Origin of the sequence: Sorangium sp. So ce145, from assembly GCF_051525985.1 — a bacterium.
GTDB lineage: Bacteria > Myxococcota_A > Polyangia > Polyangiales > Polyangiaceae > Sorangium > Sorangium cellulosum_B.
The window spans coordinates 9,684,789-9,706,553 of record NZ_CP150315.1; the positions used below are offsets into that span (position 1 = coordinate 9,684,789).

At 73.3% G+C, this 21,765-nt stretch carries 19 protein-coding genes; 9 read left to right on the top strand and 10 right to left on the bottom strand.

Annotated features, from left to right (window positions below; genetic code table 11):
* Positions 1-28: 28 nt before the first annotated feature.
* The gene (gene priA, locus WMF34_RS35840) at positions 29-2,452 is read right to left on the bottom strand and encodes a replication restart helicase PriA (RefSeq protein ID WP_437990652.1); all 2,424 of its coding nucleotides are present in this window, start codon (positions 2,450-2,452) and stop codon (positions 29-31) included.
* Positions 2,453-2,924: 472 nt separating this feature from the next.
* Here priA and WMF34_RS35845 point away from each other — a divergent pair, with 472 nt between their 5' ends.
* Positions 2,925-3,524 carry a DUF2231 domain-containing protein gene (locus tag WMF34_RS35845; protein WP_437990653.1) on the top strand — a complete coding sequence of 200 codons (600 nt, stop codon included), beginning with the start codon at positions 2,925-2,927 and terminating at the stop codon, positions 3,522-3,524.
* Positions 3,525-3,588: 64 nt separating this feature from the next.
* On the opposite strand, the gene WMF34_RS35850 is transcribed toward WMF34_RS35845, so the two are convergent.
* The gene (locus WMF34_RS35850; protein ID WP_437990654.1) at positions 3,589-5,055 is read right to left on the bottom strand and encodes a serine/threonine-protein kinase; all 1,467 of its coding nucleotides are present in this window, start codon (positions 5,053-5,055) and stop codon (positions 3,589-3,591) included.
* Positions 5,056-5,226: 171 nt separating this feature from the next.
* On the opposite strand from WMF34_RS35850, the gene WMF34_RS35855 reads away from it, so the two are divergent.
* From WMF34_RS35855 to WMF34_RS35870, 4 genes are all read left to right on the top strand, one after another.
* Positions 5,227-6,225: a helical backbone metal receptor gene (locus tag WMF34_RS35855; RefSeq protein ID WP_012239659.1), complete on the top strand. Its 999-nt coding sequence runs from the start codon at positions 5,227-5,229 to the stop codon at positions 6,223-6,225.
* A gap of 104 nt (positions 6,226-6,329) precedes the next feature.
* Entirely contained in the window at positions 6,330-6,596 is a 267-nt protein-coding gene (locus tag WMF34_RS35860) for an acyl carrier protein (RefSeq protein ID WP_012239660.1), read from the top strand.
* Positions 6,593-8,398, top strand: a complete 1,806-nt coding sequence (locus WMF34_RS35865; protein ID WP_012239661.1) for a fatty acyl-AMP ligase — start codon at positions 6,593-6,595, stop codon at positions 8,396-8,398. The genes WMF34_RS35860 and WMF34_RS35865 overlap by 4 nt, the downstream gene beginning before the upstream one ends.
* Positions 8,399-8,606: 208 nt before the next feature.
* Positions 8,607-10,004: an MFS transporter gene (locus WMF34_RS35870; protein ID WP_437990655.1), complete on the top strand. Its 1,398-nt coding sequence runs from the start codon at positions 8,607-8,609 to the stop codon at positions 10,002-10,004.
* A 58-nt stretch (positions 10,005-10,062) separates the two neighbouring features.
* Here the strand turns inward: WMF34_RS35870 and WMF34_RS35875 are convergent, their stop codons facing one another.
* The 7 genes from WMF34_RS35875 to WMF34_RS35905 form a co-directional block, all read right to left on the bottom strand.
* Positions 10,063-10,668, bottom strand: coding sequence for an HAD family hydrolase (locus WMF34_RS35875; RefSeq protein WP_012239663.1), 606 nt, complete (start codon positions 10,666-10,668; stop codon positions 10,063-10,065).
* A gap of 76 nt (positions 10,669-10,744) precedes the next feature.
* Positions 10,745-11,338 carry a Uma2 family endonuclease gene (locus WMF34_RS35880; RefSeq protein ID WP_012239664.1) on the bottom strand — a complete coding sequence of 198 codons (594 nt, stop codon included), beginning with the start codon at positions 11,336-11,338 and terminating at the stop codon, positions 10,745-10,747.
* A 109-nt stretch (positions 11,339-11,447) separates the two neighbouring features.
* Entirely contained in the window at positions 11,448-12,755 is a 1,308-nt protein-coding gene (locus WMF34_RS35885; RefSeq protein ID WP_012239665.1) for a hypothetical protein, read from the bottom strand.
* Entirely contained in the window at positions 12,752-13,669 is a 918-nt protein-coding gene (locus WMF34_RS35890) for a hypothetical protein (RefSeq protein WP_437990656.1), read from the bottom strand. The genes WMF34_RS35885 and WMF34_RS35890 overlap by 4 nt, the downstream gene beginning before the upstream one ends.
* Positions 13,666-14,511 carry a hypothetical protein gene (locus tag WMF34_RS35895; protein ID WP_437990657.1) on the bottom strand — a complete coding sequence of 282 codons (846 nt, stop codon included), beginning with the start codon at positions 14,509-14,511 and terminating at the stop codon, positions 13,666-13,668. The genes WMF34_RS35890 and WMF34_RS35895 overlap by 4 nt, the downstream gene beginning before the upstream one ends.
* Positions 14,486-15,295, bottom strand: coding sequence for a ParA family protein (locus WMF34_RS35900; protein WP_012239668.1), 810 nt, complete (start codon positions 15,293-15,295; stop codon positions 14,486-14,488). Before WMF34_RS35900 ends, WMF34_RS35895 begins: the two co-directional genes overlap by 26 nt.
* Before the next feature lie 93 nt (positions 15,296-15,388).
* Positions 15,389-15,805, bottom strand: coding sequence for a hypothetical protein (locus WMF34_RS35905; protein WP_044966617.1), 417 nt, complete (start codon positions 15,803-15,805; stop codon positions 15,389-15,391).
* 209 nt (positions 15,806-16,014) lie between these two features.
* Between WMF34_RS35905 and WMF34_RS35910 the strand changes: the two genes are divergently transcribed.
* From WMF34_RS35910 to WMF34_RS35925, 4 genes are all read left to right on the top strand, one after another.
* Positions 16,015-18,624, top strand: a complete 2,610-nt coding sequence (locus WMF34_RS35910) for a TonB family protein (RefSeq protein ID WP_437990658.1) — start codon at positions 16,015-16,017, stop codon at positions 18,622-18,624.
* Positions 18,621-19,358, top strand: coding sequence for a hypothetical protein (locus tag WMF34_RS35915; protein WP_437990659.1), 738 nt, complete (start codon positions 18,621-18,623; stop codon positions 19,356-19,358). Before WMF34_RS35910 ends, WMF34_RS35915 begins: the two co-directional genes overlap by 4 nt.
* Positions 19,355-19,813 carry a hypothetical protein gene (locus WMF34_RS35920; RefSeq protein ID WP_437990660.1) on the top strand — a complete coding sequence of 153 codons (459 nt, stop codon included), beginning with the start codon at positions 19,355-19,357 and terminating at the stop codon, positions 19,811-19,813. Before WMF34_RS35915 ends, WMF34_RS35920 begins: the two co-directional genes overlap by 4 nt.
* 133 nt (positions 19,814-19,946) lie before the next feature.
* The gene (locus WMF34_RS35925; protein ID WP_437990661.1) at positions 19,947-20,876 is read left to right on the top strand and encodes a hypothetical protein; all 930 of its coding nucleotides are present in this window, start codon (positions 19,947-19,949) and stop codon (positions 20,874-20,876) included.
* Between the two features lie 45 nt (positions 20,877-20,921).
* Here WMF34_RS35925 and WMF34_RS35930 read toward each other — a convergent pair whose 3' ends face one another.
* Positions 20,922-21,662: a DUF4215 domain-containing protein gene (locus tag WMF34_RS35930; protein ID WP_437990662.1), complete on the bottom strand. Its 741-nt coding sequence runs from the start codon at positions 21,660-21,662 to the stop codon at positions 20,922-20,924.
* Positions 21,663-21,765: the final 103 nt, after the last annotated feature.

The following is a 21,765-nucleotide window of genomic DNA, read 5'->3' on the forward strand; positions in this document are numbered from 1 at the left end:
GAGCGCGCCCGTCTCCAGGGATCGCCCGTCACAGCATGGCGACCGGATCCACGTCGATGATCACCCGGGCGTTCCGGTCAAGGCCATCCCTTATCAGCCCGGCCAGCGCCGCGAGCGCCCCCCGGAGCGGACCGCGATCGCGCGCCCGGAGGAGCACCCGGAACCGGTAGCGCCCGCGCAGCCGCGCGATCGGCGCCGCCGACGGGCCGAGCACCTCGACGCGCCGGGAGGCCCCCTCGGGGCAGGTGCGGGCGTGGGCCGCGAGCTTCGCCGCGGCGCCGCGCCCCACGCTCTCGTCGACCGCGTCGATCCGGAGCAGCGCGAGGCGCGTGGCGGGCGGATAACCCACCTCCTCGCGGTCGCGGATCTCCCGCTCGAGAAAGCCAGGCACGTCGTGCGCCGCGGCGAACGCGATGGCCGGGTGCTCGGGGTTGCGCGTCTGGATGAGCACACGGCCGGGGCGGTCGCGCCGCCCCGCGCGCCCGGCCACCTGCACGAGCAGCTGGAAGCCGCGCTCGGCCGCGCGGAAGTCGGGCAGCCCGAGCGCGGCGTCGGCGTTCACCACGCCGACCAGGGTCACGTTGGGCAGGTCATGGCCCTTCGTGACCATCTGCGTGCCGACCAGGATGTCGATCTTGCCCTCGCGCATCTTCGCGAGGATCGCCTGCGAGCGATCCTTGCCGGCGACGTCGCGATCGAGGCGCGCCACGCGCGCCTCCGGGAACGAGCCGGCGATCGTGGCCTCGAGCCGCTCGGTGCCGAGCCCCTCGAGCAGCAGGTTCCGCGCGCCGCACGCGCCGCAGCGGTCCGGCAGCGGCCCCGCATAGTCGCAGTAGTGGCAGCGCAGCCGCCCCCCCTCCGGCCGCTCGTCGAGCGGCGCCGCGGGCGCGGGCGCGCCGCCCGGCGAAGGCGGGCGCGCGTCGCGGCGCCGCCCGCGGTGGTACGTCAGCGCGACCGAGCAGGCGTCGCACGTGGTCAGCGTCCCGCACGAGCCGCAGACGACGCTCGGCGCGAAGCCGCGGCGGTTCAGGAAGAGGATCGCCTGCTCCTTCGCCGCGAGCGTCTTCTCGAGCGCGCGGTGCAGCGGCAAGGAGATCAGCGGATCGCCCGAGGGGCCGGCGCGGAAGCGGCGGAGATCGACGAGGGAGACCTCGGGGAGGCTGGCCTCGCGGTGCGCGCGGTCCGGCAGGCGCAGCTCGGCGAGCTTGCCGCGGCGCACCAGCGCGACGGACTCGATGGAAGGGGTCGCGGAGCCGAGCACGCACACCGCCCCCGCGCGGTGGGCGCGGAGCAGCGCCATGTCGCGCGCGTGGTAACGCACGCCCTCCTCCTGCTTGAACGAGCCGTCGTGCTCCTCGTCGACGAGGATGAGGCCGAGGTCCGGCACCGGCGCGAACAGCGCGGAGCGCGCCCCGATGGCGACGCGCACCTTGCCGCCGTGGAGGCTCGCCCACATCGCATGGCGATCGGCGTCGCTCAGCCCGCTGTGCAGCACGGCGAGCTCGTCGCCGAAGCGGGCGCGGAAGCGCGCGACGAGCTGCGGGGTGAGGGCGATCTCCGGCACCATGACGAGCGCGCCGCGGCCCCGGTCGAGGCAGCTCTTGATGGCGCGCAGGTACACCTCGGTCTTGCCGGAGCCGGTCACGCCGAAGAGGAGGAACGCGCTCGGCCGCGGCTCCTGCCCGGCGGGCCGCGGCTCCTGCTGGGCGATCGCGGGGTGCTCCCCTCCCCCGGACGGCGCGAGCGCCGCGAGCGCGGCGTCGATGCGCGCCGCGGCCTCGGCCTGCGCCGCGTTGAGCTCGGGGGGCACGTCGCGCTCCTCGGCGCGGCGGAAGAACGGGTCGCGCGGCGGCTCGCGCTCGTCCAGGGCGACGAGGTTGCGCTCGGCGAGCTTCTTCAGGGCGCTGCGCGCGTTGCCGAAGCGCTCCTCGATCCGCGCGACCGGCTGCTCGCCGTTCGCCCGGAGCAGCGCGAGCACCGCCGCGGCCTGCCCGCGGAGCGTGCCGGGCTCCTCGACGACGTCGGTCGCGCTCGCGTACGCGACCTTGCGGCCGCCGACCTGCTTGGCGCGGCCGAGGTCGAGGACGCCGTCGAGCTCCCCCTGGGCCTTGAGCGCGCGCACCTGCTCGCGCTCGATCGCCGGCAGCGCGAGGCGGAGCACCTCGCCGATCGGCGCGAAGTAGTAGGCGGCGAGCTCCTGCAGGAAGGCGAGCAGCTCCGCTGGCAGCGCCGGGCGCGCGTCGACGAGCGCCGCGAGCGGCTTGATCTTGGACGGATCGATGGCCGCGCTGCGCTCGCTGACGGCGAGCACCACGCCGAGCAGCTTGCGCCGATGGAACTCGCAGAGGACGCGCGCCCCCGGCCTCACCTCGCCGGCGAGCGCGGCGGGGACCTCGTAGGTGAAGGCCTGCGAGAGCGGGACGGGCACCGCGACGTCGGCGAGGAGGGGCATCGCTCCGGGAGGCCGCGCGCGGCGCGGCACGGGCGAGATACCAGAGAACGCCGCCCAGGACGAGGAACGCAGGGCGTGCGCGCGGGCGCCGTGCCCGGAAAGGAAAGACTCCAAAAAAAAGCGCCACCGGGGCCTCGGGGGGGGGAAGGCCGCGCCGGCAGCGCTGGCCGGACATAGAGCACCGTCCATGCCATCCGCGGGGTTCGCGATTCGAACGTATTTCACTTCAGATGGGGCGCTCACTGATTTCGAACCTGAAATTTTAGTAAAACACCATTGCAAAAGCGAACTGCGCGGCCTGCTCGAGCGTCGCGGAGGCACGCGCCGCGGGAAGGGATGGGAACGCCCCACCCGCTCCCGCGGGGTCCGCCGATTGCTCGGGATCCGGTCAGGGGTTCACCGCTGGACGGCCGGCGGGGCGGGCGCCATGCGCTGGAAATCCGCGCAGCCACGCGCCTCGGAGGAGGGGAACATGATCGGAAGCGCAGTCTTGGGGGGAATCGAGGAGCAGGACTGGATCGACCGGATGGCCGACCCGCTTCAGCGCGGCATCCAGTCCGTCCTGAGGCGAGCGCCGACGGTCGCCAAGGTGCTGCATGGCAAGTTCCTCGGGCACCCCTTGCACCCGGTGCTGGTGACCATCCCCATCGGCGCCTGGTCCTGCGCGCTGGTGCTCGATCTCGCCGGCATCGGCCGCAGGCGGCGCCGTCTCCATCGGGGAGCGGACGCGACCGCGGCCATCGGCCTCGGCGGGGCGCTCGTGGCCGCCTTCGCCGGGCTCGCCGACTGGAGCACCACCCTCGGCCCCGCGAAGCGGATCGGCTTCGTCCACGGCGCCATGAACCTCGCGATCGCCGGCCTGTACGGCGCCTCGCTCACCTCCCGGGCGATCGGGCTGCGGCCGCTCGGGATCGCGCTGTCGACCGCGGGGTTCGGCCTCGCGGGGGCAAGCGGCTGGCTCGGCGGAGAGCTCATCTACCGCTACGGCGTCGGCATCGGCAACGACGCGTGCGAGCGGAGGCCGGAGATGCAGGTGCCCGTGCCCGAAGCGCCGATCGCCGACGCGGGCTGACGGCGACGGGCGCCGGCGCGCCCGACGGGAGCGAGATGCGACGTTCTCCTCGCCCGAGCGGGCGCTAGCGCGCCGCGAGATAGCAGCCGGCGATGACGAGCGCGGCGAGGGCGAACAGCAGCGCGTTGTGCACGAGCCATGGCACGGGCCAGCGCTGCTGCGGGCGAGCGAGCGGAGGCTGCGCCCTGGCCCAGGGCGGGGGCTCGGCGAAGGCCAGCGCGGCGGGCTCTGGGCCCTGCGCGCCGGCCGCCCTCGCGGGCGGCGCGGGGGCCTCCATCGCCGGCGGCGCTGCCATCACCATCGCCGGCGGCGCTGCCATCGCCATCGCGCCCTGCGCGCCGATGTCCATCGCGCTCGGCGTGACGGCCTCCCTGGCGCTCGGCGCGATGGGCACGGTCGCGATCGGCTCGATCACCGCGGGCGGACCGAGCTCCAGCGCGCGCACCGCGCGCTCGCGCGCCCGGCGGGGCGCGACCAGCTCCGCGCCGAAGTTGTCGCGCAGCCACGCCCCGAAGCGCAGCGGGCTCGCCGTCAGCTCGGCCGCCGCCGCGTAGGCGGTGATGTCCTGGAGCATCGCCGCCGCGCTCGGGTAGCGGTCGTCGGGCGCGACCGCGAGCGCCCGCGCCACGATCGCGTGGAGCGCCGCCTCGTCAGGGAGCCCGCGCTCCACGAGCGGCGGGATCGACGCGCGCCGCGCGAGCTCGAGCAGATCGCCCCGCGCCGCTTCCTTGGAGAGCGCGGCGCCGGGGCCCGCGCTGTACATCCGCCGGCCGGCGAGCAGCTCCCAGAGCAGGATGCCCGCCGCGAAGACGTCGGATCGCGCGTCGAGCGCCTCGCCCCGGGCCTGCTCGGGGCTCATGTAGCCGGCCTTGCCCTGCAGCGCCTCGTCCATGGCCCCGCAGCGCTCGTGCGCGCGGGCGATGCCGAAGTCGCAGAGCTTGATCTCGCCCTCGAAGCTCAGGAGCACGTTCGACGGCGAGACGTCGCGGTGCACGACGCCCTTCCGGTGGGCGTACGCGAGGGCCTGGAGCGCCTCGGCGATGATGAGCAGCGAGAACGCGACCGGGAACTTCACCTTCTGGCGCGCGCAGCGGCGGAGCAGCTCGCGCAGGTCGAGGCCCTCGACGTACTCCATCGCGATGAAGAGCGAGCCGTCCTCGCGGCAGAGGTCCTCGACCTGCACGATGGACGCGTGGCGCAGCCCCGCCGCGAGCCTGGCCTCGCTCGCGAGCATCTCGACGAAGCGCGGGTCGTGCGCGAACCTCGGGGCGACCTCCTTGATGGCGACGAGGCGCGCGGCGCCGAGGTCCGTGCGCACCCGGGCCAGGTAGAGATCGGCCATCCCTCCCTGGCCGATGTGATCGAACAGCGTGTAGCGGCCGATCTGGCACGGCAGCAGCCGCCCCCCGCGGGGCGCCGCCCGTCGGCGGGGTGTCTCCTCGCGCGCGGCGCCGAGGGGGAGAGCGGGCAGGCCGGAAGGCGGGTACGGGAGCGTGCCTCCGCGACGCACATCGAGGCGATCGATCTGCACGAGCCGTCGTCGCAGACTTCGCCCGGGCGGGCCAACTAAGTGGACGCGGCGCTGTTCAGGCCCCGGGGCGCGCAGCTCGGGCGCGGCGCAGTCCACGTCAGTCCACGTCAGTCCACGTCAGTTCACGTCAGTTCACGTGCAGCGCGCGCGGCGGCGGGCTACATCCGGCGCATGGCGTTCAGCGCAGGCTGGGGACCGGCCTTTGCCGGGTCGTTCATCCGCATCGTCGACGACCGGGGGCGCAAGCACGAGTGGCGCGCCCCTCCGCGGCGCATCGTCTCGCTCGTGCCGAGCGACACCTACTCGCTCCTCCGGCTCGGCGCCCGGGATCGGCTCGTCGGCCGCACCCGCTACTGCGTCGCGCCCGCCGAGGACGTCGAGGGCATCGAGCTCGTCGGTGGCACGAAGGACGCCGACGTCGACCGCATCGCCGCGCTCGACCCCGACGTCGTCGTCGCGAACCAGGAGGAGAACAGCAAGCGCGACATCGAGCGCCTCGACGCCGCGGGGCTCCGGGTGCTCGTCTCGTTCCCGAAGCGGGTCGCCGACGGCGTGGCGCACCTCGCCCGGCTGGCGCGCCTGCTCGGGCACGCCGCGGCGAAGCCCGGCGCGCCCGCCCCCCCGGCGTACGTGGAGCACGGCGCCCCGGGCCAGCCGCCGCCGGCCGCGGCGCGCGAGCAGGTCGCGGCCGCCTACCGCGCCCACGCCGCGGCCGAGGCGCGGCGCCGCGAGCGCCCGCCGATCCGCGCCTTCGTCCCGATCTGGATGGACCCGCTGATGACCGTCCACGGCGACACGTTCCTCTCCGACATGCTCGATCTCGTGGGCGCGCAGAACGTCTTCGAGGATAGGCCCCGGCGCTACCCGCTCGCGGCCGACCTGGGCAAGGCGCCGCCGCTGCCCCCCGAGCGCGTCGAGGGCCGCGACCTCCGCTACCCCCGCGTGACCCTCGACGAGGTGATCGCCCGCGCCCCGGAGCTCGTCCTGCTGCCCGATGAGCCGCACGCCTTCACCGACGCCGACGCGGCAATATTTCGCTCCCTCGACATCCCCGCTGCCCGCCGTGGCCACGTGATCAGGTGCGACGGCAAGGACCTCATGTGGTACGGCGCGCGGGCGCTCGAGGGGCTCAGTCGGCTGCGCGAGATCGTCGACGCCGCCCGTCCCTGATGCACGCGCGAGCGTCGGGTCAGGGGGTGCGACGCCGAATTCCCGCGGCCTTGCGGCCGAGCAAGCCCCTCCTCGCCACGCCGCAGTTGGGGTAGGAACGTAGGATGACGTGGACACGGGAGACGTTGCGGGCAGAGATCATCCAGCTCCTGGAAGGACACACGGCCGGCGAGGTAAAGATCGAGGAGTCGAGCCACCTCGTCGCCGACCTCAGCCTCGACTCGCTGGGAGTGATGGAGATCGTCGCGGATATGGAGGATAAGTTCGACCTCTCGATCCCCGACGACATGTTGCGCGAGGTCGACACGGTCGCCGACGTCGTCAAGGCCATCGAGCTCCGGCTCAAGAACGAAGGAAGGCTCTCGGGATGACGGCTGTTTGGAAACCGCGGACGGTCGCGCAGGCGATCGAGGACGCAGCGGCGAGCACGAAGACGGGCTATCGCTTCATCGAGGAGTCCAGCGAGAACGAGCCGTTCTTCACGCACGGGGGCATCGAGCGGGCCAGCGCGCGCTTCGGCGGCGCGCTCCAGGCGCTCGGGCTCCAGAAGGGCGATCGCGTCGCGTTGATCCTGCCGGACAACGCCGATTTCATCTTCGCCTTCCTGGGCGCGATCCGCGCGGGCGTCATCCCGGTGCCCATCTACCCGCCGACCGGCCTCGGCAAGCTGACCGGCTACCTCGAGAACACGCTGCACATCGTCGCGAAGAGCGGCGCCAAGGTGCTGCTCACGAGCGCCGAGATCAAGCGGATGCTCGGCACGATCCAGGCGCAGGCGCCGGCGCTCGAGCAGATCGTGGCGGTGGAGGGCCTCCGGGGCGCCCGCGAGGAGCTCAAGCCGGTCAAGGTCGAGCTCGACGACGTGTGCTTCCTCCAGTTCACGAGCGGCTCGACGTCGCGCCCGAAGGGCGTGGTGCTCACGCACGGGAACCTGGCGGCGAACGTGCGGGCGATCGTGGATCTCGGCCTGGGGGTGCGCGAGTCGGTCGACACGGGCGTGTCGTGGCTGCCGCTCTACCACGACATGGGGCTCATCGGCTTCGTGATCGCGCCGCTCTACTACGTCAACACGATCACGTTCCTGCCGCCGCTCCTGTTCCTGAAGCGCCCGGTGCGCTGGCTGGAGACGATCACGCGCCACCGGGGCAACGTGTCGTTCGGCCCGAACTTCGCCTATGCGCTCTGCGTGAAGCGGATCCGAGAGCAGGAGATGGCGGGGCTCGATCTCTCGACGTGGCGGGTCGCCGGGTGCGGCGCCGAGCCGATCCGGGCCGACAACCTGCGCGCGTTCGCCGAGAAGTTCGCGCCGGTCGGCTTCGACGAGAAAGCGTTCGTCTGCTCGTACGGGATGGCCGAGAGCACGCTGGCGGTGTCGTTCAGCGCGCTCGGGGCCGGGCTGCAGACCGACGCGGTGGACGGCGAGACGCTCTGGAAGGAGGGCAAGGCGACGCCCGTCCCGGCCGACAGCGAGGGCGCGTCGTCGCTCGTGCAGTGCGGGTCGGCGTTCGAGGGGCACGAGATCGCGGTCTTCGCGTCGGACGACGCGGAGAGCGCGCGCCCGCTCGGCGATCGCGAGGTCGGGGAGCTCCGGCTGCGGGGCCCGAGCGTGATGCCCGGCTATTTCAACGACCCGGATCTCACGAAGGAGGCGTTCGCGGGCGGCTGGCTGCGGACCGGCGATCTCGGGTACCTCGCGGAGGGCAAGGTCTATATCTGCGGGCGCTCGAAGGAGGTCATCATCGTCAACGGGCGCAACTACTACCCGCAGGATCTCGAGTGGGAGGCGAGCCGCGTCTCCGGGGTCCGCAAGGGCAACGTGATCGCGTTCGGGACGATGAAGCCGCACAACGACCGCGAGCGCGTGGTCATCGTCTTCGAGACCCCGGCGTCGGACGAGCAGGAGAAGCAGGCGCTGAAGGGCGAGGTGCGCCGCGTCGTCCAGCAGGCCATGGGGCTCACCGTCGATGACGTGGTGGCGGTCGGGTCGGGCATCCTGCCGAAGACCTCGAGCGGGAAGCTCCAGCGGAGCAAGACGCGGGAGCTCTACGAGAACGGGGAGCTCTTGATCCGCAGCTCGTCGCGCGAAGGGGACCGGCTGGACGCGGCGAAGGAGTTCGCCAAGAGCCAGATCAACTTCTTCCGCCACGCGATCTTCCGCGGGCGGGGTGGGTGATCCTGGAGGGGGCTCGGAAGGGCCCCCTGGCGCTCTCCGGGGCTGCCTCACGGCAGCTGGCCGCGGCTCTCGCTGGTAGCTCTCAGGACAGCGACACGTCACTGCACGCGCTTCGACCTCACGGACGGAGTTCGAGCGAGCGGGCGCGCGGGGGAAGCGCGAAGGCATGGCCGCTCATGCGGGGGGCCATTATCGTCGAAGGGCGTCCATGCCCGTGTGGCTCAACCAGCTGCTGCCGATCGTGCTCCTGCTCGCGGCCATCGCGGTCGTCATGCGGCGGCTGCCGAAGATCGATCTCGGGCACTCGGAGGAGTTCCGGCGCAGGCGGTTCTTCAACTGGTTTCCGCTCGGGCTCACGTACGCCTTCCTCTACATGGGGCGGTACAACCTCTCCGCCAACGCGCCGGAGCTCGACGCGCTGCACCTCGTCAGCAAGCACGAGTTCGGGAACATCGACGGCTGGGGCTCGGCCGTCTACGGCGTCGCCTTCCTGCTGAACGGGCCGCTCACCGACCGGTGGGGCGGGCGCGCCACCATCCTGATCGCCGCGGGCGGATCCGCGCTCATGAACGTCCTGATGGGCGTGGCCGTCCGCCTCGCCCAGGAAGGGCGGCTCGACCACGGCGCCGCCATCACCGCGATGACGGTGCTCTTCTCCGCCAACATGTACTTCCAGAGCTTTGGCGCCGTATCCATCGTCAAGGTCAACGCGCCCTGGTTCCACGTCCGCGAGCGCGGGATGCTCGGCGGCGTCTTTGGTATCCTGATCTCGCTCGGGCTCTACTTCGCCTACGACTGGAGTCGATTCATCGCCAAGCACCTGCCGATGCCGTGGATCTTCCACGCCCCCGCCCTGCTGCTGCTCGGGTTCCTGGTGCTCGACTTCTTCCTCATCCGCGATACGCCGGGCCAGGCGGGGTTCAAGGACTTCGACACGGCCGACGCCTCCTCCGGCGACACCGGCGAGCGCCAGGGGGCGATCGAGGTCGCGCGGCGCATGTTCTCGCAACGGGTCATCTGGATCATCGTCGCCATCGAGTTCTGCAGCGGGTTCCTCCGCAACGCCGTCATGAAATGGTACCTCATCTTCGCCGGCAAGACCGGACTCCAGGGCTTCGTGTCGGCGCACTGGGGCGTGCTCCTCTGCATCGCCGGCATCCTGGGCGGCGTGTTCGCCGGCTTCATCTCCGATCACGTCTTCGATTCGCGCCGGGGCCCGGTCGCCTCGGTGCTGTATGCAGGCCTCGTGCTCGGCGCGGTCGTCGTCCTCTTCACGCTGAGCTTCCCCATCGCCGGGTGGACCGTCGTGTTCATGTCGCTCTGCGTGATCGGCGTCCACGGCATGCTGTCCGGGACCGCGAGCATGGATTTCGGCGGGAAGAAGAACGCCGGCGTCGCGACCGGCATCATCGACGGCTTCGTCTACCTGGGCACCGCGGCGCAATCGTTCCTTTACGGGAGCATCCTGCCCTCGGGCGACGCGGCGAAGACCCCGGGGAACTGGATGCCATGGCCCGCGGCCATGCTCCCGGTCGCGCTCGTCGGCTTCGCGCTGGCCACGCGGCTGTGGAACGCGCGGCCCGAGCGGCGCGCGGCGGCCCACTGACGCGCCGGCTCCACGCGAGCCAGGCGAGGTATCCCCCCGCCGGCCCCCTCCGCCCCGCTCACCCGCGCTCGGCGGCGAGCGCCCGGGGATCGACGAAGACCCACGGCATGCCCGCCGCCTGCGCGGACTGGATCCCCAGCGTGGCGTCCTCGAAGACCAGGCACCGCGCGGGCTCGACGCCCAGGCGCCTCGCCGCCTCGAGGAACGGGTCGGGCGCCGGCTTGGGCCGCGCGTAATCCTCCGCAGCGACGACCTCGTCGATGTACCCGCGGAGGCCCAGGAACTCGAGCGTCCGTTCCACCGACGCCCGTGGGCTCCCCGAGACGACGGCGCGCTTCACGCCCGGAGGCGCCTCGCGCAGCGCGGCCACGACCTCGGGCACGCCTCGCACCGTCGGTATCAGGCGGTGGTACGCCGCCTCCTTCGCCGCGAAGACCTCTGCGACCGGCATCCGCAGCCCGTACTTTTCGTTCAGGCGCTCGACGATCCGGTCGGTCGGCATACCCGCCCAGCCGTAGAAATCTTCGCCGGAGAACTCGCACCCATGCGGGGCGAGCGCCTCGAGCCATGCCTGGTAATGGAGCGGCATGGAGTCCGCGATCGTCCCGTCGCAATCAAAGAGGTAGGCGACAAACGAGCCTGAGGGGAATACGAGTCCTGGCATGGGCCGCACCTCGTAGCACATCGGCAGGCCTCCCGCCGGTGCACCGGCCATCCCGGAGAGCTCGCGGCTCAAAACCTCATGCTTCGCCCGCGGGCGAACATTCCTGGAAGACGCCCCGATACACCTCGTCGAGCGGAAGACGGCACCCGATCGACGACAGCTCCGCGACGCCGCTCTCCCGCACGTCATGGAGCGTCCAGGTGCCATCGTCATTGCGGCGCAACACCTCGACGCGCCTCCTCTGGTACGAGACGAGCACGTACTCGCGCAGCGAGGGGACGGCCTGGTAATGAGCGAACTTGTCGCCACGGTCGTAGGCCTCGGTGTTCGGCGATAACACTTCCACCAACACGACTGGGTTCAGAATGCTGTTCTCGTCCTGAGGATCGCGCTCCAGCCCCCCGCACACCACGCTGACGTCCGGGTACGTCGCGAGCCCTGTCGCCGGGATACGCACCCGTACATCGGAGTTGTACACACGGCAGCGTCGCTCGAGCAGCTGGCTGCGGAGCACGCTGGCCACGTTGACCGCCATGAGCCCATGCTCCGGCGTGCCCCCGGCCATCGCGAAGATCTCGCCGTTCACATGTTCGTGCTTCGCCTCGCTCGCCTGCTCGCGGGCGAGGTACTCGGCGAACGTGAACGTCAGCTTTCGCGCGGGCTCGGCCATGGTCGACCTCCTTCCTCGTAGTCTAACGCGCTGTCACGCGGCGAGCGAGCCGCCCTTCCCGCCGGCTCGGACAACGATGCGCCAGCGAGAGCGGAGGGAGCGGCTGCCTTCACCACCTGTCCTCGACCGCCTCCACCCGCACCTCGCACGCGCCGTCCCCCCTGAGCGGCGACTTCGTCTCTTGCACGCGGAACCGCGTCCCCACCTTGAACAGCCCACCATACGTCTCGGCGTCGATCGGCCGCACCGTCCCGAAATCGACGCGGTGCAGGAGCTGCATGATGGCCAGCGCCGTCCCCTGTTGAAACAGGAGCCGCGCCCGCGCCGTGGACCCGTGCTTCATGGCGTAATACGCGCTCTCGTGCGTGATCGGCGCCCGCAGCACGAGCGCCCGGCCCGGCTGGAACTCCGGCGCGGAGAGCGCCCCCCAGCCGAGCGCGCGGGCGAGCCCTAGCAACTGCTCCAGGCGCTCGTGCTGATCCCTGCCCACCGGACCGCACGCCGCCTCGAACGACGAGGACGAGAGCATCCCCCCGAGCAGGTGGAACGCGCCCGTCTGCGCCGCCTCCCGCACGAGCGCCTCGAACACAGGGACCAGCTCGGGAGAGCGCCGCTCGATGAGGTGCACCGTGTCGAACGTCTTCTGATCGATGTACCCCACCGGCAAGAGCGCCAGGTTCACCCCGTACGCCGAGATGAGCCCGCGCTCGTCGGACCGCAGCGCCCCGAGCTCCTCGAGCATCGCGCCCTCGACGCGCTGCGCCCGCGAGAGCGGCCCGCCCTCCGTCTCCCAGCGCACCCGCGCCGACTCGATCTGCTTGCGCGTCAGCGCCTCGCCGAAGCGCGGCCGCTCCGACCGCCGCGTCAGCAGGAAGGTGCAGGTCGCGTCGCCCCGCGCGATGCACGTCACCTCGTCGGCGTCGAGCCGCCCCCAGTCGGACGGGAACGCGAGGCTCGCCGCGGCCGCGCAGTAGCCCGAGGCGAACGCGTCCACCGCCAGCCGGTTCTGGATCCGACCGCCGTACTTCGCGAGGAAGCTCGTCCCGTGGAAGAGCGAGTCCGCGTGCACCGCGCCGCCCTCCGCGCTCACCTCGAACCGCAGACGCCCCTGCCCCATCGCGGCGAACAGCTCGCCCGCGAGCTCGAGCTTCTCCCGCGGCGACGCCCCGTGGCGGTCCTCGTACAGCGGCCCGAGCAGCGCGTGCGCCGCCTCGAACGCCGCCTGCCGGCGCACGCCGCGGCTCTCCCCGCCGAGCGCGTCGAAGATCGTCTGCTCCAGGAAGAGCGCGAAGTGGTGGGAGTGCGCGACGACCAGCTGATCGGCCACGTGGAGCAGCCCGTGCGGGACGATCGGGCCGACCAGATCGCCGAGCGGGCCGTCGATGCGGCCCCGCAGGCCGTGCCGGAGCGCCGTCACAGGAGCCTCCGCAGCGCGGCGCGCTCCAGGCCGAGGATGTCCGCGACCGCCGTCTCGACGAGCACCATCGCCTCCGCGCCGAGCCCGTCGGGGTGCTCGAGCGCGAGCGGCGTCAGCCCGGCGCGCAGGGCGAGCCGGAGCCGCGCCACGTGAGGCTCCGGCGCGCGCGCCTCGAGCAGCGCGAGCAGCCGCTGGATCCGCGCGACCTCGGCCGACGGTGGATCGACGGGCGGCGGCGTCCCGCCTGTGCGGCGCGACGGGATGCTGGACGAGCCCCTCGGCGGCGCCGAGCGCGCGACGCCCCGCACGAGATCGTCCACCGTGTCCGCGCTGAGCGGCTCCTCGAAGAGCCCCGACGGGTCGCTCAGCATCTCCTCGGGCGGCTCCTCGAGCGGCAGCTCGGGCGCGAGCGTCGCGGCGAGCCGCTGCGCCACGAGCCGCGCCATGCCGAGCGGCATCGTGCCGTCGAACAGGCTCGCGACGACGCACGCGCGGACGCGGCGCAGGAGGACGGTCCGGCCGCTCAGCTCCAGCGTGACCACGGGGTCCGGGAGCTCCTCCGCGCGGCCCTGCGAGCGCGGCGGCTTGCTCGACGACCGCGCGCCGCGGCCGCGGGCGGGGCGGATCGAGCCCTCCCGCTCCGGGACGAGCCGCTGCGCGGCGAGCTGGCTCCCGAGGTACGCGTCGCGCAGCCCCGCGGCCACGTCGCTCGGGGAGAGGGCCGCGCCCTCGCGGACGAACACGGCGTGGACGCGCGCGTCGCCGAGGTGGAACACGACGATGGCGTCGAGGCCGCCGACGCCGTAGCCGATGCCGTCGAGCGCGATCGGCGCGAGCGGGTCGTCGTCGTCCAGCGCGCCCGCGCCGGCCGCGACGCCACGACCGAACGAGGGCTCGCCGTGCTCCGCGCTCACCCGATGACCCCGACCGCGGCGTCGATCGCGTGCCGGCACGCGATCCGGACGGCGTGCGCCTCGCGCGGCGTGAGCGGGCCCGGGCGCATCAGGCCGACGATGTACTCGGCGGAGCGCACCTGGAACCCGATGAGCTGGAAGAACGGCCCGTCGCCGACGCAGAGCTCGAAGCGCTGCGACGGGGCGCCGGGCAGCGCCGCGACGAGCGAGCCGATCGCCGACGCGATGAGGCCCGAGGCGGCGAGCCTCGCCTCCGTGTCGCGGATCGCGCCGGCGAACGGGAGCCCGGCCGCATCCGCGAGGAACACGTCCGTGGCGCCCGTCGCCTCGGCGATCCACTCGAGCACCCGCTCGCAGCGCGCGACCGGCCCGCCCGCGGCGGCGAGGTCCGGGAAGCGCGGCGCGCGGCCCGACGAGAGCGCCTCGATGGCGCCGTCGAGCCGCTCGTCGAGGGGCTCGCGCGCCGCCGCGAACGAGGGCGGCGAGCCCAGGGGCCGCAGGTCGAGCGGCGCGCCGCGCCGCGAGTCGACGTCGTCGGCCGACGAGGGCAGCGCGCCCCGGAGCCCGAGCTCGCCGCCCGCGCCCGCGCCCGACAGGGGGCTCGACAGGGGCAGGAGGTCGCTCGAGGGCGCGAGCTCCTCGAACGACGGCGAGAGCGGCGACGAGGACATCGGCTCCGGCTCCGCCCGCGAGGACGGCGGCCGGGACTCGAACGACACGAGCGGCTCGGCCGCGGGCGCGACCGACGCCGCCCGCGGCCGCCGCGACCTCGACCGCTTGACCAGCGCCGTCGCGGTGACGACGGCGCCGTCGACATCAAAGGAGGAGCGAGATCGGGCCATCGTCATCGTCCGGCGAGGTGGGGTCCAGGCGAACCAGCACGTCGTTCGCGAGCTGATCGAAGACGCGCGCGAGCGGCGGAGGGCGCTTCTGCATGAGCAGGAGCGGCGCCCCGCGCAGAGACGCCTCGAGGAACGCCTCGTCGCGCGGGATGACGGTGTCGAGGATGATCCCGTCGGGGAACTTCGTCCAGAGCGTCTCGGCGACGTCGAGCGACGCGGACGCCTGCCGGTCGAACATCGACAGCACCATGCCGAGCAGCGACAGCTGCGGGTTCTTCTCGGCGCGGACGCGATCGATCACCGCGAGCAGCTGGCCGATCGAGCGGAGCGCGAGCGGCTCGGCCTGGAGCGGCAGGAGCGCGTGCGTCGCCACCTCGAGCGCCCGCGTCGTGACCTTGCCGAGCCCCGCGGGGCAATCGACGACCACGATGTCGAAGTCCGGCGAGAGCCGCGCGAGCACGCTCGGGAGCACGGGCCCGCGGGCGAGCGCGTCCTCGAAGCCCGCGACGGTCGTGGGATCGACCCGGCCGACGGTGAGCACCTGGAGCTCTGGCTCGCGCGTCCGGAGCAGCACCGACTCGAGCCGCTCGGCGCCCGTGAGCAGCTCCGCGACGCCCGGCCGCGCGCGGTCGGCGAGGCCCAGCGACAGCCCGAGGCTCCCCTGCGCGTCGAGCTCCAGGATCAACGCGCGGTTGCCCGCGCGCCCGAGGGCGAGCCCGAGGTTGAGGGAAATCGTCGTCTTTCCGACGCCGCCCTTCTGGCTCGCGACCGCGATGACGTGCATGGACTCCCTGACGGCGCGCTGTCGTGGCGCCCGGGGGCCATCCTACCAGGACGGGTGCTGCTGAGAACTAGTCCCGTCCCTGACGAGCGCGAACTAGAGCAGCGAGATCCGCTTCATCAGCGTGCCGCACAGATCGCTCTGCGGGTTGCGCTCGCGCTCGATCTTGAGGCCGGCGCGGAAGATCTTGTCGGCGCTCTCGACGTTGCCGAGCACGACGTGGCAGAGCCCGAGCAGCTCGTGGTCGCCGGGATCGCCGTGGATCGACACGAGCTCGGTCAGCGCGGGGACCGCGGCGCGGTGGGCGTCGATCATCGCCTCGGTCGGCGTCGACGGGACGCCCTTGGCGAGGATCATGAGCCGCAGCACCTGGCGCTGATCCTCGGGGCGCTGCTTGAGGAACTCCGGCTTCTGGAAGAGGTCGCGGTATCCCTTGTAGGCCGCGTCGAGGTCGCCACCGCGCGCGAGGGCGACGATGGTCTTGACCGCCTGGACGAGCGTCTCATTCGGCATGACGAGACGATACACGGCCCCGCGCCCCGCGGCGAGACCGCCGCTGCACCGGCGCGACGTGTCGCCGAGGAGCCGAGGCGCCGAGGAGGCGCGCGGACGTCGCGTGGACGTCGCGCGCTTCCGTCGCCGTCGTTTGCGCGCGCTGCGCGGCGGTGCGGCGCTTGCGGCGCCGCTGTGCGGCGTGGTAGTCGCGTTCAGCTCGGTTGCTCATGCGCTGGCTGTCCTTCCTCTGCTGCCTCTCCGCGGCCGCCCTCGCCGCGCCTCCGGCGCTCGGGCAGCCTGAGGCGCGGCCCGAAGCGCCCGTGGCGCCGCAGATCCTCGAGCACGTGGATCCGGAGTACCCGCCCGAGCGGCTCGCGGAGGGCATCGACACGACGGTCACGCTGTTCGTCACGGTCGAGAAGGACGGCACGGTCAGCGACGCGGTCGTGGCCGAGTCCGGAGGGGCGGCGTTCGATGACGCGGCCATGAAGGCCGTGCGGCGGTGGCGTTTCTCGCCGGCCATGCGCGGCGGCGCGCCGCTGCGGGCGCGGATCCGCGTGCCGTTCCACTTCGCGCCCGGCCCCCACGAGCAGGAGCCCGCGCCGGCGCCGGCCGAGCCCGCGCCGCCCGCGTCCGCGCCGGCGCCGCCGCCGAAGGCCCCGCCGGCGCCGGTGGAGGAGTTCGCCGGCGGCGTCGCCGGCCCACACGCCGTCGCCGAGCCCGGCAAGCCGATCGAGATCCACGTGCAGGGCCGGCCGAACCCGCCGCGGCGCGCGTCGAGCGACTTCCGGATCGGCCGCGCGACGCTGTCCGCCGCGCCCCACGCGACCGCCGCCGACCTGCTCCGCACCGCGCCCGGCGTCCACATCGCGCACCCCGAGGGCGACGCGGTCGCGCAGCGCATCTTCCTGCGCGGCTTCGAGGCCGAGCACGGCCAGGACGTCGAGCTCCGGGTCGGGCCGATCCCGCTGAACCAGCGCTCGCACGTGCACGGCCAGGGCTACGCCGACCTCGGCGTGATCATCCCGGAGGTGGTGCGGTCGCTGCGCGTCGTCGAGGGCGTCTACGATCCGCAGCAGGGCGACTTCGCGATCGCGGGCAGCGCGTACTTCGACCTCGGCGTCGAGGAGCGCGGGCTCCTGCTGAAGGGCACGCTCGGCTCGTTCGGCACGCGGCGGCTGCTCGCGCTCTGGGCCCCGGAGGCGCAGTCCGAGGACACGTTCGGGGCCGCGGCGGTGCGCGCCACCGACGGCTTCGGCGACGGCACGCGCGGGGCGGTCTCGGGCGGCGCGATCGGCCAGTACCGCGTGCCGCTGCCGGACGAGTTCTCGGCGCTGCTCCACGTGGCGGCGCACGGCGCCCGCGCGAACCTCGCGGGCGTGGTCCGGCGGGACGACATCGAGGCGGGCCGCGTCGACTTCCACGGCGCCTACCCCGACGTCTCGGCGCGCTCGCAGTCGGCCGCGTCGACCCGGCTCCAGCTCGCGCTCCTCGTCGAGCGGGCGGACGACGACGGCTCCCGGAAGAGCGCGTGGCTCTGGACGATGGCGTCCGGGTACCGGAGCCGGATGAACTTCACCGGCTACACGCAGCGCTCGCGCGAGCGCCCCGCGTGGACCGGCCGCGGCGACCTCTTCGAGCAGTCGAACCACGACGCCGCGCTCGGCGGGGGCTTCACTTACAGCACGCCCGAGGCCCCGGTCACCTCCTGGCTCACCGGCCAGGTCGCGCTCGGCGCCGAGGTGCAGACCGACTGGATCGTTCAGGCGCAGAACCTCCTCCAGCAACCCCAGAACGAGACGTGGGATCGGCGCATCGACGCCTCGATCCAGCTGACCGGGATCGGCGTGCACGGCGACGTGCTGCTCGAGCCGGCGCGCTGGGCGCGCCTGCGCGGCGGCCTCCGCGCCGATCTGCTCGTGTTCGACGTGGACGACCGCCTCGGCAACTTCATCCCGGCGGCCCAGAAGGAGACGCACATCGTGGGGTTCCGGCGCACGGCGGCGGGCGTGGCCTTCGGCCCGCGGGCGACGCTGGAGGTCGATCCGCTGCCCCGGCTGCGCCTCTCCGCGTCCTACGGCCACGGCTACCGCTCGCCGCAGGCGCTGTGGCTCGAGGACGGGGAGAACGCGCCGTTCACGGCCGTGAGGAGCTACGAGGTCGGCGCGACGTTCCGCCCCGGCGGGGGCCTCAGCGCGACCGCGGCCGCTTACGAGACGCGCCTCTCCGAGGACGTCGAGGCCGACCCGACCGAGGGCGGGAGGATGCGCCTCATCGGGCCGACGACCCGCCGCGGGGTCGTCCTGTACGTTCAGGCGGCGCCGAGCCCCATGCTGGTCTCGACCGTCAGCGCGACGTTCACCCACGCCACGAAGGACGCGCCGCCCGCGCCGACGCCCGAGGATCCGAGCCCGTCGTACGTCCCGGGGGAGCCGCTGCCGTTCGTGCCGCCCGTGGTGGTGCGCGCGGACCTCTCGCTCCGGCGGGAGCTCGTCGCGATCGCCGGCGCGCCCATCGAGGGGCGGCTCGGCTACGGCGCGACGTTCCTCTCGCCGCAGCCGCTGCCGAGGGCGCAGCGCGCCGCGCCGGTCTTCGTGATGGACGCGTCCCTCGCCTTCCGGCGGCGCCTCGGCGCGGGGGGCGGCGACGCGCCGTCCCGGCCCTGGATCGAGGTCGGGGTCGAGGCGCAGAACCTGCTCGACGCCGAGTACGCCGACGCCGAGTACTCGTTCGTCTCCAGCTGGCCGACCACGCCGGTCCCGTCGCGGCTGCCGGCGCGGCACATCAGCGCCGGGCCGCCGCTGACGATCCTCGGCAACGTGACGCTCTCCCTATGAACGACCGCCTGGCAGCGCCGAGCGCCCTCCTCCTGCTCCTCGCGGCGCCCGCGATCGGCTGCGCCGACACGAGCCAGCCCGAGGTCTCCTACGACGCGATCGCCGAGGCCGCGCCTCCCGGCGCGATCGCCGCGGACGCGTGGACGGTCGAGCTCGAGGAGGCGACGGCCGCCTTCGGGCCGGTGTACTTTTGCGCCGCGTCCGGCGGTGCGGCGACGCTCTGCGACGCCGCCGTCGCCGAGATGCTCTCGATCACGCGCGTCGACCTGCTCGATCCCGCCCCCCAGCCGCTCGGCCGGGTCCACGGGTTCGAGGGGCGGATCCGGAGCGCGTCGTTCGATTACGGCGTCCACTGGTTCCTGACCGAGGCGTCGCCCACGCCGGCGCCCGAGGCCCCCGGCGGCCACTCCGCTCGCCTGCGCGGGCGCGCGACGCGGGGCGCGCAGGTGCTCGACTTCGTGGCCGACGTCGACGCCGTCCCACAGAACCCGGGGCAGAACGCCGTGCCGAGCATCGGGCTCGCCGCGCGCGTCGGCGCCGAGCCGGTCCGCCTGGTGGTTCGCTTCGACGTGGCCGCGTGGATCGCGCGCGTCAATTTCGACGAGCTGGCCGCGGGCGGCGCGGCCGAGGTCGCGATCGCGCCGGGCTCGCGGGCGCACAACGTGCTGGTCAAGGCCATGACCGCGCAGGACCTGCCGGAGCTCCGCTGGATCGACGCGGCGGTCGCGCCATGAGGCGCCGTCGCGGCGGCGCCGCCGCCGGCCCGGCGCGGGCGCTCCCCCGCGCCGGCTGGGGCGCCCGCTGGCTCGTGGTGCTCGCGTTGCTCGCGCAGCTGTGCGGCCTCTCGCACGCGCTGCTCGTCCCCCACGCGCGCTGCGAGCACGGCGAGCTCGTGCACGTCGCCGCCGCCGCCGCGCTGCACGAGGCCGAGCGCCGCACGCCCGGAGCGGAGGTCGCCGAGCGCCGCACGCCCGGAGCGGAGGTCGCCGAGCGTGCCGCGGGGGGCCACCTCGACGACGACCACTGCGATGTGTTCACCCTGCGCGGCCAGCTCGGCGCGCCCGTGCACCCCGTGGCCGAGGCCACGCTGCTCGAGGTGCTCTGTCCGGCCTCGCTCCGGTCCTCGTCCGAGGTCCGGCCCATCCCGCTGCTGATCCTGGCGCCGAAGAGCTCCCCGCCCGCGGCCTGATCCCCCTGGGCCTCATCACAAGAGACGACGCGGGCGCGGGGCGCGCGACGCAGCGCGGGCCTGTGCTCGCCGGGCGCGCCCGTGCGCGCTCGCTCGGATCAAGGCGGATTCCGGACGATTCAGGAGCTCGATCATGCAGAGAATGAGAGAAACAGGGTTCGTGGTGGCGACCTGCGCGCTCGCGCTCGTCGCCGGGTGCGGCGACGACGGCGCGGCGTCGGAGACCGGCACGGTGCAGGTGTTCGTGGAGCCGGAGGACACGATCCCGGAGGGCCTCGAGCCGGGCACGGGAGAGGAGAACATCGCCGACGGCTGGAAGGTCACGTACACGCAGTTCCTCGTGACGGTGGGCAACGTGCGCGCGGGGCGCACGGACGCGGGCGAGACGCTCGTCGACCCCTCGGTGTTCGTCCTCGACCTCAAGAACGCCCCGGCCACGCGGTACGTGATCGCGGAGTTCCAGGACGTGAGCGCGGTGCGCTGGAACCGCTTCGGGTTCGATCTCCCGAACGCGCGTGCTGGCGTGAAGACGTTGCCTCCGACCAGGGAGGACGACGTGGCGCTGATGGTGGAGAACGGCTATTCCGTGTTCTTCGAGGGCGTCATCGAGAAGGCGGGCGGCGAGTCGTGCCCGCCGCCCGGGGACACGTGTGTCCCCGCGGAGGAGGTGCGCTTCCGCTGGGGTTTCTCGGCCGGGACGTCGTTCGACGACTGCGCGACCGAGGACGGGTTGACGGGCTTCGGCGTGCCGACCAGCGGCACGGTCGCCGTGAAGCCGACCATCCACGGCGATCACTGGTTCTTCGACAACATCACCACCGGCGTGGAGCTGACGAAGCGCTACGCGCAGTACATCGCCGACTGCGACCTCGACGGGGACGGCGAGACGACGATCGAGGAGCTCAGGCAGGTGAGCGCCACCGACGTGTTCGGCGACGAGTACAACATCACCGTGCCCGGGGACCCGATCGAGACGGCGTACGACTACGTCGTCGCGCAGGCGCGTACGCTCGGCGATTTCCAGGGAGACGGCGAGTGCCCGACGCGCTCGGTGCTGCCGTGACCGGCTGAAGGCGGCGGGGCGCGCCGCCCCACGATGCTCACGGCGCTATGCCGGGCCGATCTGACAATCGCTCGTACACCCGTCTCCCTCCGCCGTGTTGCCGTCGTCGCATTGCTCCCGCGGCGGCTCCGCCACGCCGTCTCCGCACACCGCGCCCGCGCTCCCCGCCGCGCGGAGCTGGCAGTCGCTCGAGCAGGCGTCTCCGTCAGCCGTGTTGCCGTCGTCGCACTGCTCCCACTCCGGGTCCACAACGCCGTCTCCGCACACCGCGCCGGCGCTCGCCCCGCCCGCGCCCGCCGCGCGGAGCTGACAGTCGCTCGAGCAGGCGTCTCCGTCAGCCGTGTTGCCGTCGTCGCACTGCTCCCACTCCGGGTCCACAACGCCATCTCCGCACACCGCGCCGACGCTCGCCCCGCCGGCGCCCCCCGCTGCGCGGAGCTGACAGTCGCTCGAGCAGGCGTCTCCGTCAGCCGTGTTGCCGTCGTCGCACTGCTCCCACTCCGGGTCCACAACGCCGTCTCCGCACACCGCGCCGGCGCTCGCCCCGCCCACGGCGCTCGCCCCGCCCACGGCGCTCGACCCGCCCACGGCGCTCGACCCGCCCACGGCGCTACCTCCGGACGCGCAGTCCGTCGAGGAGGAACAACATTCGACACACGCCCCCGTGCTCGAGCTCTCCTCCGGCGAGTCGACTCCTTCGATGAAGCGCACCTCGCACGCGGCCTGCATCAAGAACAGCCCTGCGACGGCGAGCAGCGGACGGCGCGAAAGAAGCTTATGACGCATGACTCTCCCTCTCGAAGCGAAGCCGGGATGTGCCTCGCTCTGGTAAGTGGGCGCGAGCTCCTCTCCGTGGCTCACCAAAATCAACGATTCAGAACCATCCGGC

Excerpts from the sequence above, each read along its gene's own strand:
- WMF34_RS35910 (WP_437990658.1), top strand. The coding sequence starts at position 16,015 with ATGCGCTGGCTGTCCTTCCTCTGCTGCCTCTCCGCGGCCGCCCTCGCC.
- WMF34_RS35895 (WP_437990657.1), bottom strand. The coding sequence starts at position 14,511 with ATGGCCCGATCTCGCTCCTCCTTTGATGTCGACGGCGCCGTCGTCACC.
- WMF34_RS35925 (WP_437990661.1), top strand. The coding sequence starts at position 19,947 with ATGCAGAGAATGAGAGAAACAGGGTTCGTGGTGGCGACCTGCGCGCTC.
- priA (WP_437990652.1), bottom strand. The coding sequence starts at position 2,452 with ATGCCCCTCCTCGCCGACGTCGCGGTGCCCGTCCCGCTCTCGCAGGCC.
- WMF34_RS35880 (WP_012239664.1), bottom strand. The coding sequence starts at position 11,338 with ATGGCCGAGCCCGCGCGAAAGCTGACGTTCACGTTCGCCGAGTACCTC.
- WMF34_RS35905 (WP_044966617.1), bottom strand. The coding sequence starts at position 15,805 with ATGCCGAATGAGACGCTCGTCCAGGCGGTCAAGACCATCGTCGCCCTC.
- WMF34_RS35860 (WP_012239660.1), top strand. The coding sequence starts at position 6,330 with ATGACGTGGACACGGGAGACGTTGCGGGCAGAGATCATCCAGCTCCTG.
- WMF34_RS35845 (WP_437990653.1), top strand. The coding sequence starts at position 2,925 with ATGATCGGAAGCGCAGTCTTGGGGGGAATCGAGGAGCAGGACTGGATC.
- WMF34_RS35930 (WP_437990662.1), bottom strand. The coding sequence starts at position 21,662 with ATGCGTCATAAGCTTCTTTCGCGCCGTCCGCTGCTCGCCGTCGCAGGG.
- WMF34_RS35920 (WP_437990660.1), top strand. The coding sequence starts at position 19,355 with ATGAGGCGCCGTCGCGGCGGCGCCGCCGCCGGCCCGGCGCGGGCGCTC.
- WMF34_RS35865 (WP_012239661.1), top strand. The coding sequence starts at position 6,593 with ATGACGGCTGTTTGGAAACCGCGGACGGTCGCGCAGGCGATCGAGGAC.
- WMF34_RS35855 (WP_012239659.1), top strand. The coding sequence starts at position 5,227 with ATGGCGTTCAGCGCAGGCTGGGGACCGGCCTTTGCCGGGTCGTTCATC.
- WMF34_RS35870 (WP_437990655.1), top strand. The coding sequence starts at position 8,607 with ATGCCCGTGTGGCTCAACCAGCTGCTGCCGATCGTGCTCCTGCTCGCG.
- WMF34_RS35915 (WP_437990659.1), top strand. The coding sequence starts at position 18,621 with ATGAACGACCGCCTGGCAGCGCCGAGCGCCCTCCTCCTGCTCCTCGCG.
- WMF34_RS35900 (WP_012239668.1), bottom strand. The coding sequence starts at position 15,295 with ATGCACGTCATCGCGGTCGCGAGCCAGAAGGGCGGCGTCGGAAAGACG.
- WMF34_RS35875 (WP_012239663.1), bottom strand. The coding sequence starts at position 10,668 with ATGCCAGGACTCGTATTCCCCTCAGGCTCGTTTGTCGCCTACCTCTTT.